Below are 13451 nucleotides of genomic sequence, written 5' to 3'. Positions count from 1 at the left end.
CTAACCATGAAAAAAAATAGAAAAAAACTATCGTTAATTCCTAAATTAGCAATTGCTTTCAGTACAATTGCTGTTTTAGGGGCCTCATGTGTTGGATTCATGAAACTTTATGCAAACAAAAAGGCTTTAGGTCGAGTTGATATTAAAGTTTCTGTTAAACAATCAAAAATTGAGCAACGTCGTGTGCTTGAAGCTATATTATTAGATGAGTTTTCACAACCCATTGCTAAATATGCTTTTAACGCGATTACAAACTCATATGACTTTAATCCGGATGAACAAGATTTTGATCCTGCAAAAAACTGGGTAAAAAAAGGTGATAATACACCTGTCATGTTATTACAAGATGTGGGTAGCTTTAAAGCTGGCCAAGTTATTAAATATGGGGAATTTTTTGATACATTCATTAATACTCATAATTACAACTTGCCACGTTTAGAATTAAAAACAGGACCAATTGAGTTTATTAACGAATATATTCCGGCTTTAAGTCCTGATGAATTTATTGAATATACAAACTGATTCTTACAAAACGTTTCATGAGGACCAGATTTAGTGACTTTAACTAAATTCTCATTAACTCCAGGGGTTGAAACACAAGGGAATGCAATTATTTTAGGTTCACATAGTGGAACGCGTGAAAAAACTCAAATTAAGTTCTCGCCAGATGCTTTCTTTGGTTCAATGCCGATTTATTCAGCTTTATCAGGTCAAGGACAATATAACGATAAATTAACTTACAAATTAAATAGTAAAAATTTAAGTAAAGAAGAATTATCAAAATACTTAAAAAATTTACCATATTTAATTTCTGCTTATAACCAAAAAGACTTCCACGGAGTAGTTAATTACCAAGCTTTAGTTAATGCTAAAGATCTGTATGTCTTTGATGCATCAAGCTATTTAGTTGACCCGTTTAGCAAGGATTTCAATAATAATTCATATACGCAAGTGATTAAAACATCATTTGCTAATTTAGGTATTAGAATTGCAAAAGATAAACTTCCAAAATATGATTTACGAAAAATCATGGCTGATCCTAATGCTTTAAATGCTGTTTTACAAGCATATGCTAACGCATCTAAACAAGCGCCTGATTATACAAAATATAGCTATGATGACGCTCCTTTCTTAAATACACTAGATTTAGCAGAAATCAATAGTTTTTCAGGAAAATTAAATGAGCTGTTAGCGCAATATCAATCACAAAATGAACAAACTACTTTAAGTGCTGAACAAAAAACACAGTTAGAGCAATCAATTACTAATTTACAACACATTATTACTTTAACTAATTTAATTTCTAAAGTCTTTAGTTTTGAACAAAAATTTATTGATAAAAACTTTACTTATCAAGCTAGTATTGATGCAATTCAGGATTTAAAAAACCAGTTTATTGATTTTGATGTGGAACAATTAGATTTAGCTAACGCTGATCTTAGTGCTTTATTAGCTGAACACCCGATTTTCCAACAAAGTTTTGAATTATTCAATGAAGATTCAGAAGGCTTTAAAGACCAATTAATTATTAGTACAAAACACATTGGCAAATATCTAAAAAATGATTTTTCGACTAGTGTACAAGAAAATATTAAAACAGTTTTAAAACAATTCATTGAAGATGAAACAAACCTAAATCCTCCAGTAGATTTGACGGAATTTATTGACCAAATGTTTACGACTTTCTCTTTCAAATCAAAAGATGACTCATGATACACAACTTATCTTGACGATAAACAGGCTGATTTAAGTGCAGTTAGTGAATTAGAAATTGTAAAACACAATTTAAATTTCTTAGCAGAACGTTTCACACAAATTCAAACGCTTGTTACGCAAAACCTAACAGAAAATAACGAAACAACATTATCAGATAAGCTAACAAAAAGATTTGCTGAACTAAAAGAAAAAATGACTAATCTACAAGCTTTTTTAAGTTTCAATTACGTCTTTAGTGCTCACAATCAACAAGAAGCTGTCCAACTAGCTTCTGATTATTTATATGAAATTTTCAATAAATACGGATACAATGTTCTTTTGAACGAAGACAAAAAGGCAACACATAAATTTGTTAATGTTAAAGAAACTGATGTCCACGCTATTACTATTAACAAAATTAGTCAACGTGAAATCAAAAATAAGGAGTCATTAATTGGTGCAGGTTTTGATATTGAATACAACAATAATCAAAAAAACTTCATCCTTTTACCATTTAATATTTACGGTGGTGAAATTGATGATTCAATGGCTATTGCTTCTTCTTCGCGAGATCCATTGTCACGTTCATTCTTATCAACTAGTGATGCCATTTTCTTCAATAGTTTAAATGATGCCATTATTAAAAACTTTGACAAATTCCTAGAACAAAAAGAAATTAATAGTTTTAGAAATTTATATAACTACGATGATTTAATTAAAGATAAAGAAGTCTTCGTTTATGATGATCATAATCATGAAAACCCACGTTTCTATAGTTCATTCAATAATTTATTGTTAAACGAAACAAAAGGTTTTGATGAAAAAAATATTACAAAAGTCCGAATTATATCAGCAGGTTTTGGTGAATCAACAGCTGATGTTGCGAAGGCTGATCGTCTACAAATTAAAACCGAAATTTTAAAATCATATGATGCTAGCGTTGTTTTAGATCCTAGCAAACCAACTGAAGTAACTTATACTTTATTAGCTAAAAGTAAGGACAACCCTAAAGGTCGTTTATATGATGCGAGTTTTGATGATGCCTTTAATACTTTCAAAGTGGCCATTAATTACTTTGATCCATTTACACCACGGGTAATTAAAGAACAAAGTCAATTCATTGACAACGAAATGCAAAAATCATATGAAATTTACATCGATGTGTTTAGTGGTTTAATTGATAAAGTTGTTAATAAACGTCCATACTTAATGAAGAAAATTAATGGTGTACACCAAGAAGTTTATTACGATGAAAATGGTTCAGCACACTATAAAGTAGTGGATGGTGAATACTATGGTTTCTTTGCTACAGACCGGGTACCATACTTGTCAATTGTGGCCGAAACTGACCCATCATTTAAAACTACAGGAATCAATTATTTAAAATATGTGGGGGCTCACGAATATGGTCACCACCAAACTTTACAATACATTAAAGATATTTCAGATACGCGTGATGTCTCAGAAGTAGGGGGAATTACTTCACGGGGTGGATTAAGTTTAGATAGTTTATATAACATTAATGTTTTACAAGACTATTTAGATGCACGAAGTTCAGGAATTGGTGCGCGTCGAATGAAAGTGGATTATACACCAAGCGAAGATGGTGAATTAACAAACTTCTCAATCAACGCTGTCTTAGATAATGATCGTTCGAAATATATTTGAGAAAAACCAGCAGACGTATGGGGAGCTGATGCACCTGATAGAGCTAATAATTTCTTTAAAAATAAACGTCGTCGTTTCTTGCAATCTTATGAACAATTAGATGAAGCAGCGAAATTAAGAGGGGTTAAAATTGCTGACCTTTTCTTATTAAATGCTTTTGACCACCACTCAGGTACATTAAGTCCTTCAATTTCTAATTCTGTTATTACTCCAGCTTTAGCTGCGAAAGATTTATTAGCTGCGCGTTATTTCTTAACTAAAACATTTGCGGTTGATCCTCATCGGGTTACTACACAATACCGTAGTCAACACCCTGACGCTTCTTTAGCTGATGTCCAAATTGCTATTCAAAAAGCTTATGATGTTGCTTTAAATAATCTAAAAAAATACTTAGAACAACGTTATAGTGCTTTAAAAGGCGACCAAACAACGATTCTAAACAATAACCAAAACTTTAACCCAGTTAAAGTGGCTGAAATCTTACTAAAAAAAGTGGAAACTTTTATCGCTGATAAAGCTAATAAAAAACAACCTGACTATGATGCTTTATTAAAAGAAGCCGATGAAGTTTTAATTCAACTAACAAGTTTTGAAATCCCAGCTAAAAAGAATGATTTCTCAAAATATGCCGGTATTTTAAAAGATGGAATGGGTAATGAAATTAAATTCGAAGATAACAAACCAGTTATTTTCGGCTTTAAAGATAAAACTTTAGACGAAAAAGCCATTTGACATAAATCAAATATTATTGTCTATGTGAAAACACGTGATAATAACGATGTTCTAAACTTAACTTCTTTCAGTGATGAAGAAGGCTTTGTTAATGCAACTAAATTCTTAAAAGCTGTAGATCAATTAATTAACCAAATTTATTCATTATTGTTAGTGCCAGGATCAACTGATGCACCACAATATGGTATTAACGGTTGAGAATCTGATGGAAAATCTTATTCTGATGAACCAATTAGTTCATCATGAGCTTTCACGCAGAAAAAAGAATATACAGATGCTTATGAAAAAGACAAAGCTTACAACGTCATCGATTCAATGGTTCAAACTTTTGGACAAGAAGTTGATGTAATTACTGGTCAAAATGTTTTTGATAGTTTAAAACATGTAGTTGATCGTAGTTCGATTCTGCCGACTGCATTAAATGTCATAATCCCTTTAATTCGGGATGTATTACCTAATAAAATTGATAATGCAACTTCACCAGAAGAGAAAAAACATTACCAATACTTATTGTTAGTCACTTCAAACTGATTTAGTCGAATTGTGGATAGCGGCCGAATTGCTTTACCATTTGGTTTACAACCAACAGCACACCCGTTCGCTCGTGGTATGCGTTTCCAACAACAAGATGGTTCATTTAACCAATACTTTGGTCGTGCTTATTCTTATGCGCCAACAGATGGGCCAGCTTCAGCTGTTGTTGCTAAATCAACTATCGCTTTCAGTGATGCTTTCTTATTTGATCAAAAAGCAGCTAAGTTCGAGGATGAACAATTTGTTTACTACCCATTAGGAACAATGGTTAACCCTGATAATAATCTGCCATTATTTTACTTGCAACAAGAAAAAGCTGATATCAAGAAAGCCAAAATTGTGGCGAATATTAATAAAACACGTTATCCATATCTATTTGATTTCCCTGTTCAAGTATTGAATAGTGAAAACCAAAAAGTTAATAAATATACATACGGACAAGCAATTAATAACGGTGTAACTTTTGATTATATTGGATTTAATACACTCGAAGAAGCTGTTGCCTTCTATGGTTTAGACTTTACTAAATACCACTACAACAAAGCAACAAAAGCGCTTGAATTCTCAAGTGCTGATGAATATGCTTACATTGACAATCATTTCTTTGATACAAATGCTTATTATGAAGCTAATAAGAATGACTTGCAATCAGGTGGTATTCGTTCAAAAGCTAGTGTTGTTTCTGAAACTATGGAAAACTTCAAGTTCAAAGTTCGTGACTTCCAATTATTCATTAAATCAAATAACATTCCATTAAAAGACTTAAACAAATACAATTACATTTTCGAAGGTAATGTGGGATTAGATGGGGTTGCTTCTTTTGGTAATCCATATACACCACACAATTTAACAGCACAACCAGCTAGTCAAATTCGAGCTTATGCTTTCCCTAATAAAAATAACGTTTTTGAATTAGATCCGAATGTTGATGGGCAAAGAAAAGTTGACGATATTATTGGCTTAGTTCAAAAATACATGGTTGATACAACGAAGAAGAACGCTGACGAGATTGAAATTAACTATGCTATCTTAGCTGATATTACAATGGGTTATACTTATATTTACCCTGAAGGTACTCGTTCAATTAGTACTTATGCGGACTTATTTGCTTATAACGTAACAAATACACAAACCAACGGAAGTATTGAAAAAATTGATGGAGAATATAAGGCTTTATCATCTGGTTATACCCAAACAAATGCTGAACGTTCATATGACAAATTAGCTGAAGTATTCTCAGATTATACATATAGTTTACCCGAAGTATTAACACGGGATTATGTACAAACAACATTTGTCCCTTCAAGACAAGAATTAGATAATTTACCAAACTTCATTTCTAACTTATCAGAATGAAACTCAGGTTCTGAATATGTCTTCGCAGGAAATAATACTTTATATTGAACAAAAGCTATTAATGATCTAGGAACAAATAGTTGAAGTCAACAAAACGCTGTTTCGGCGAACTTAATGCGTTTAGCGCTTAATTATGAACAAATTAATCAACAATTAAGCATCTTCAATAAATCATTAATCGACGAAGAAACATGAACACGACCATGACTAGACTTTTTAGCTAAAGATTTTAATGATGATGATTTAAAAACACCATTACAATCAACTAACTTACAACTAAAAGGTTTCATTGATTTATTAAAACAACACCCAACAATGATTAACTCACCATTAAGTACTGCTCGTTCTGACTTAGATTTATTAATTAAGGATTATGAAAAAGCGGTGGGTATTGAAAAAGGTTTAGTGCAAACTGCAATCACTAATTATGCTGACCTTCTAGGCTTTATTAAAAACCAATTACCAGGCACACATGTTCAATTTGAAGGTAAAGAACTTTTAATTAAATCAATTGACGAATTAGTTACAGCAGCTAATAATTTAGTAAAACAAGCCAACACATCAATTGAAGATCTTTTATTTATGTTGGATATTTTACAAAAACAATTAAATTCAACATTAATGACTCTGCGTGCTTTAACAGATGATCAAATCAGTGCACTATTAGATCAAGTCGTTGCAAAACAAAAACATCTTGAAGAAGCGTTATCTTTAAATGCAGATACGAAAAAAGAGATTAAAGCTGTCTTAACAGATATGCAAAAACACATTTACTTGTTATTAATTAGTTTTAATGAATTAAAAAACCCGTTAAATGAGTTAATGAAAAAAATCCAAAGCCCTAGTGTAGTTTTAACTGATTATGATAATTATGAAGGTCTACGTCAAGCTGACCCTGATCGATTAAGTTATATTGGGCAAACAAAGATTACAAACAACGGATACTTCAAAGACCGTTGATTACGTAAATCTTTAAATTGAGAATTATATGATGAAAATCGAAATCCAATTATTGACACGCACATTAAGATTAAAGATTTAGATAATCAAACAATTCAAGACCGTCCACGTGCAATGTGAATTTACTCATTAAAATCACAAGGTATCGGGGACCGAACACTTACAGGAATTCACCGTAATGAACAATTAGACTCAACACTCTTCTGAGGATTTGTTCGTAAGGAAGATGCTCCACGAATTAAAAAACTAGCCTTTAAAGCAGTTAATAGTGAAGTGGTGGTGTATATCGATATTTCAATTGATAACACAAACAACTTATTCTATCTAAAACGTCAAGGTGATCCAAGTACAAAACACACATTATTAGATGAAGGTTTTGTTTCATGAACTAGTGATTATGCAATTCTTGCTAACTATACTAATGCGTTAGTTAATATTAATTCAGAAAACGATTTCGAACTATACTTCGTTGACGAAAATAATGAACGTGTTTTAGATAAAGACGGTAAAAACTTATTATCACTAGGTTCACGTAAATACATTGCAGAAAATAATAAAGCATATAATACGGCACCAATTTATGCCTTTAAATCAAAAAATACGAATGATGATATGGTCTTAATTAAGATTCAAAATCAATTCAAATTATAAAAGGAGGAATTTATGAAAATAAAAGCCAGTCGTAAGAAATTATGATTAACAACCGCTGGAGTTTTAAGTGGGTTAGCATTAATCTCAGGGATTGCTGTGAGTTGTAAAAATACTAACCAAAAAACAGCACCCGAATTGCAAAAGAGTGATCGTAAATATGATTTTGGGATTGCGATTCCAGCTATCAACTCTTTTAACTACTTGAAATTTACTAGTTTGCGTTCAATTTCTCCTACTTTAGTTGGTGGTTTCTTTAAACAAGCACCATCAACCAACTCAAAAATCGGGAACCTATTAGGTTTACCGAAATTATATGCTAAACAATTTGATGGAACAATTGATGGTTTAAACTTTGATCAAATTACAACTAGTGATTTAGAAAACACTTTTACAGCTAATAACGTTAGCTCACAATTCTATGATTTATCATCATTCGGAATTGCCCCAGAAGCACTGGCTTCATTTATCTCTGATGACTACCAATCATTTATTACTTTTAATAACAAAAACCAAAAAACGGTTGCTGTTAAATTAGGTTTAAACAACGGAGCATCAAAATGAAGTGATGGAAAAGAATTAACCGCACAAGACTTCATTGATAGTTACCAATATATTATGGATTTAAATACGGGTTCACAATTAAGAACAGCCCTATTAAACATTAATATTAAAGGTTCACAACGAATGAATGACGTGCAAGAAGCTTATATTCGTAAACACGGTGTACCATATAAAAACCCTTTTGGTCGTCCGCCATACATTTTTGATCAAATAACTAAGGAATGAAAAGAAGATCCTAACTTCGTACCATTCCAAAACCAAATGTTTGATGAAAACCATAACCCCTTAGATACTAAGGAAGTTAATGATATTAAAGCGGCTGCTTTAGATATCGGTTTATCAACAGGGCAAATGTTCTGAAATATTACTAACGAAGATTTTAAGAACGCTTTATCATTACCTGAAAACCAATCATTAGACCTAAATAATTTACAATACATTTATGTCAAACCGAACAATGATCAAAACGCCGAACCAGTTAAGTTTAAATTGCAAAAAAACCCTTATTTTGTTCGTCGTCAAATCTTCAATGTTGATGATTTAGATTTTGAAAAAAAGGAAAAAGATTTAACAGTTGATCAAATTAAAGCGCGTCGTTTCAAACAAGTACGTGATTTAGCTAACCAAGATGAACTTTTACGTTATTTTGCTTTACCGCGTTCACGTTTTGAATTATTAATGGAATTTGAAACGTTTGCTCCAAAACCTAATTCAATTAGTGTTGTTAATGATTTAAATGGGAAACAAGAACTATTACCAGCTAATAGAAAATTCATTGAAACCCACGGGGGAATTCACAACTTTGGAACTAATTTAGATAACTTTGTTTACTCTTCTGCTTTTAACATCGATTCAACAATTTTAGGTCCTGAAGGTTTTATTACCTTAAGTAAAAATAAAAACTATTATGGAGCAGATCAAACAATTCCTAATAATATTAAAATTTACTTTAATTCTAAAAACGAAGTTAAATCATTATGATTTGAACAAGGGATTATTTCAGCTACTGATATGCCCACATCATACATGTTGAAATTCTGATCACAAGAACACACACGTAAATTAATGAGTAAGAGTCAAGGGTTTGGGACAGTTGCTATTCAATTTAATTTAAATAAAGACTCACGTTATGATTCTTATGAAGATTATGTAGCGCATAAAGATGACTTCATTCCTTTATTAGATCCGGATTTACGACGAGCAATTTCTTTTGCTACGAACCGTCAAAACATTTTGTTATTAACAGGATGAACATCATCATTCCCAGTATCTAACTGAACTGCTTTCGGGGTGATTAAAAACTCTAAAGGGGACAATTTAGAATTATGATTTGATGATGTTAAGTTCAAATCAGAATTTAAGGATAAAAATGGTCAATTAAAAGAATATTATATGCAAAACGATACGTTTATGACGCACTCGGCAAAAAATTATAAATTCGAAAACATCGACCGTTTAGATAAAGGATTTGATCCAGAAATGGGTCGAAACTATTTAAATCGATTTGTGCAAAACCACCCTGAATATAAAGATAAAGAAATTCACTTAACTTTCTTATATTCAACTGAACCAGCTGAAAATGCCAAAGCAGCTATTGCATTTAAGGACATTGTTGAACGTTCATTATCAAACGCGCAAACAAAAGTGGTGATTGATCTAAAAGCTTTACCACCAAGTACTTATGTGTCATATTTAAACTCAGGAAAATTTGATCTAACTTATAATAACCTAGATAAATTTGGTAAATCAGAGTATTCAATTCCTATGGGTGCCTTCTTTTTAAAAGATGGTGTGAATTGAGAAACACGGAAAACTCAAGGATTTGAATTAAACCCATCAGGGGGCTGAACATTTAAAGATTTCTTTGAAACATACCAAGATGATGCTAGTTTACAAAGTACTTTAGATCGTTTAGGAATTCCACGAGCAGAAGCTGACATCATTCGTGAATTAGCTTATGCAAGCGATTTAAAAACGCAAGACGTTTTCGTTCCACAATGATACATTAATGCCTTTGCACGTTTACAAAGCATTTTCAAAGTATTAACAAAAGCCGCTGATTCATTAACACCAATTCGTTTAACTAAAGAATTAATTGCGACAAAACAAAAAAGTTTAAGTGCTGATCAAAAAACACACGCGCAAATGGCAATTAAACCAACCGCAACCGATTACCAAACATGACATGACTACTTATTTAATCTAGGACGTTATGCTAATAGTTTACAAGCTAGTTTAATTCAAATTAATGCATATCATGAACAAGAAAAAGACTTATTTACTAGTGTCGCTGGTATGTATGATCAACCCAAAGACAAAGCTGATCCAACAACTAGTCTTGTTGAGTTAATTCAACAAACACTAAAAGATTTAGAAGCACAAAATACCGGATTAGAGTTATTTATTCAAAACGACGGTAATACACCAATTGAACAAATGCAAGCTAAAGCTGATGAAATATTAGCATCATGAACTAAAATCTTTGATTTAATTAATGATTTTAATACTAAATTCATTAGTGTTTTAGAACAAAAACTAGTGCATGATAAACAAGTTTTACACGCAGCCGCTTTAGATTTATTAGCAACAACAAAACAAGATTTCACTTATTTAGAAGAAGATTTTGCCTTGAGTAAATTATTAAACACGCAAGCTGAAATCATTAATGCAAACGAGTTTGATTTAAACAAAACAGCTAGTCATTTTGCTCAATTAAAAGCCTTTATTGACAAGATTGAACTATCAACGTTAAAAACTAATGCAGCATTAAAAATGCAAACGTTAAGTTTAATTAATGTCTTTAAACTTTTAAACCACGTAAATGATTTGAACGATTTCTTTGTTAACCAAACAGAACAAGCTGTTAACTTCACTTATGTACATAAGATGATTAATGACTTCTTTGACTTCCGTAAAGACGATTTACACACGAATTTAAAACATTTAGTATATGCCTTTGAAACAGTCTACAACAGTAATCAACAAGATTTAATTAGTTTATTCAAAGAATATGCTACAAACTTACAAGCTTCAGAACATTACGCTACACACAAAGCTTTAATCGACAAATTAGCTACACTATCAACAATTGAATTCACTGATCAAGAAAAAGGGGAGATCGCAAATCTCTTTGGTTTAGAAAACCAAACATTTACTAAATTAGATGAATTAAAAAATGCTTTTAAACAGTTTGTTACTTTGCAAAACAACAAGCAAGTCATCGCAGGCTTTAATGATGCTTTAGCGAACTTATTCCAAGATTTTAGCGCAACAAATTTTGCTGCACTAAAACCAATGCTAGAAGCTTTCTTAACGATTGCGACTGATGCCGAACACGAAATGATTGCCAACGCTTTACACGAATTTGAACTATTAGTTAAAATCAACGACCTTGATAAACAAGTGGTAACAAGTGCAACAAGTCCAGATCAATTCGTTGCTTGAACAACTTTCAACCCAATGGTTAACGAAATTAATTTACTAGTAGAAAACATGGTTAATCAAAAAGACAAAAATCTATATAAATGAGTCATGTTAATTTATAATCGGATTAACAAGATAAAAGAAGCTAGTCTATTTGCTAATAAAGCTAAGGATTTACAAAAAATCCCTCCTTACAACATTCGTGATTACTTATTAGAAAGTGATTTATTTATTCAAAATAATGCTTTCTACCAAACACGATTAAATAATTTAAAAAATAAAATTAACCAATTATTGACATACACCAATGATCAAGAAACCTTCTTTGCTGAATTGTTAGAAGACCAGGTAACTTTATCTAAGGAATTTGATATTTCTTATCGTCGGGGCTTTAATTTAAAGAATGAAGCTTTCCCATTATTTAATTATGTTATTTCGGTGGTTGAACTAAATAATTACTACAAACAATTACGTGATTTAAATGCCATTGATGCAGAAATTAAAAATTTAGAAGACCAATTATTATCTTTAAAAGATAATGATATTGAGGAAAAGAACTCATTGTTAAAGAAATATGAAGAGCTTTTAAAACACAAGCTGCCATTAGTTCGTGAAACAACTGAATTCGCCAACCAAAAGGTTTATTTATCAAAAGTGGTAGCTGATGAAAATGCCCACCGCGATCTTTATGCTGAGATCAAGGACACAATTAGCCAAGAAGTTTATACAGTCGCTTTAAACAAAATCACAAATCTTGATGATGATAATGTTTATAATCAAGCTAATCTAGAAAAATATTTTGGCAAGGAAAATAGTGCATTAATTTGAAATACGAATAAAGAACGTGTACCATATAGTTTCAATATTATCGATGCTAAACTAAAACCATCTTCATATAGTTTAGTTAAAGTTTTCGCCATTGATCCGCGTGATCCAAAAAAACGAGAAATTATGGTTTCATCACCTTATAAATTCAACGCGGATATTGTTGATAATGAAATCTTTACGATTAAAAAAGAGGATGATGGAGCACATAGAGAACGAATTAAAAACTTCTTTAACTCAAACCGTGGTGGTTGAGAATCAGAAGATGATATCTTTAATATCATGCGTGATTTAGAATTAATTATTCGTGACCAAGCCGGAATTTTACCAATCATGGATACTGATACCCAATGATCAATTAAGTCATTAGGGGGCGTGGAACATTTATATACATATTACTTACAATATGCTTATGATTACAAACACCCGCCACGTGCAGGGTTACCAACTTCCCCAGAAGATGAAGGAGTATAGTTATGATAGATAGATTATTAAACCGACGTTTACGTTTTGTGTCCATCATGGACTTATGTCAAAACTTATTTCTGATTCCTTTACTAATTACCATTGGTTTCTGAGTCAGTTATCACAACCATTTAACAAGTAATTTCGACTTAAATTATCAAGATTACTATGATCTTAATACGATGCAAGAAATTCGTTGATACCAACAACAAATAGTTAATTTGATTGTAATGTTCACTATTTTATTAGTTTTATTTATTAGTACGTATATTTTTAATTTAATTGTCATGACAACTTTCTTAAAGAAATACATTAATAAAATCAAAAAAGAATATAACCAAAAAGTGAAGATTTGTTTAATTTTAAGTTATATCCCCATCATTAATCTGTTTGTTTTTCCGTGCTTATTGGTTTATTATACAAACCTAAACGATTGAAACAAAGCTTTAAACATTCAATCACACGAATACATCTCAGCTTATTAAACCAATTCTTACGATTAACAAAAAAGAGGCTTAGGCCTCTTTTTTTATTGTGATACATGTTATTTAAACAAATAAAAAAACAAACCACAATGGTTT

The 13451-nt window shown here is 31.3% G+C and carries 3 protein-coding genes; all 3 read left to right on the top strand.

Annotation, left to right across the window (positions count from 1 at the left end; translation table 4 throughout):
• Positions 1–6: 6 nt before the first annotated feature.
• The 3 genes from OF376_RS02015 to OF376_RS02005 are packed head-to-tail and all read left to right on the top strand — an operon-like array spanning position 7 to position 13355.
• Positions 7–7596 (top strand): PDxFFG protein, encoded by a 7590-nt coding sequence (locus OF376_RS02015; RefSeq protein WP_263821856.1) that lies wholly within the window; start codon positions 7–9, stop codon positions 7594–7596.
• 12 nt (positions 7597–7608) lie between these two features.
• Positions 7609–12879: an ABC transporter substrate-binding protein gene (locus OF376_RS02010; protein ID WP_263821855.1), complete on the top strand. Its 5271-nt coding sequence runs from the start codon at positions 7609–7611 to the stop codon at positions 12877–12879.
• Between the two features lie 2 nt (positions 12880–12881).
• Positions 12882–13355: a hypothetical protein gene (locus OF376_RS02005; RefSeq protein WP_263821854.1), complete on the top strand. Its 474-nt coding sequence runs from the start codon at positions 12882–12884 to the stop codon at positions 13353–13355.
• Positions 13356–13451 lie beyond the last annotated feature (96 nt).

This window comes from Ureaplasma miroungigenitalium, assembly GCF_025780085.1.
GTDB lineage: Bacteria > Bacillota_I > Bacilli_A > Mycoplasmatales > Mycoplasmoidaceae > Ureaplasma > Ureaplasma miroungigenitalium.
Note: the sequence above shows the minus strand (reverse complement) of the source record. Positions and strands in the feature narration are given on the sequence as shown.